This is a genomic window from Oceaniovalibus sp. ACAM 378 (assembly GCF_008085915.1).
Lineage (GTDB): Bacteria > Pseudomonadota > Alphaproteobacteria > Rhodobacterales > Rhodobacteraceae > Oceaniglobus.
On record NZ_VSJK01000111.1, the window covers coordinates 1 to 357 of the forward strand.

Below are 357 nucleotides of genomic sequence, written 5' to 3' on the forward strand. Positions count from 1 at the left end.
CTTTGGCCTGAGAGCTGTTTGCGCAAAGAATCTCGATGTTTAGCTCATTCAGCGCACGCCCAAACTGGGTCATGCCATGCCCGGATTTTGCGGACTGATTGGCAACGCGGAATGCCGAGTGTTTGTCGCTGTAGAACGCGACTGGCCGACCATGTGCCGCGAGATACAGATTGAGCGCTTCAAAGTAGCTGAACGTGCTCTCTGATTGCACAAACCGCAACTGCATCAAGGTGCTGGTGGCGTCGTCGATGAACACGAGCAAGGTGCAGGCACGGCCACGATCCTCAAACCAGCGATGATCTGATCCGTCGATCTGGATCAGTTCACCCAGACATTCTCGGCGCAGGCGTGGCTGAT

Annotated in this window: 1 pseudogene; it reads right to left on the reverse strand. The window is 55.5% G+C overall.

The features are described 5' to 3' along the window. A pseudogene (locus FQ320_RS25425) lies at positions 1-357 on the reverse strand (ISNCY family transposase); the annotation flags it as partial.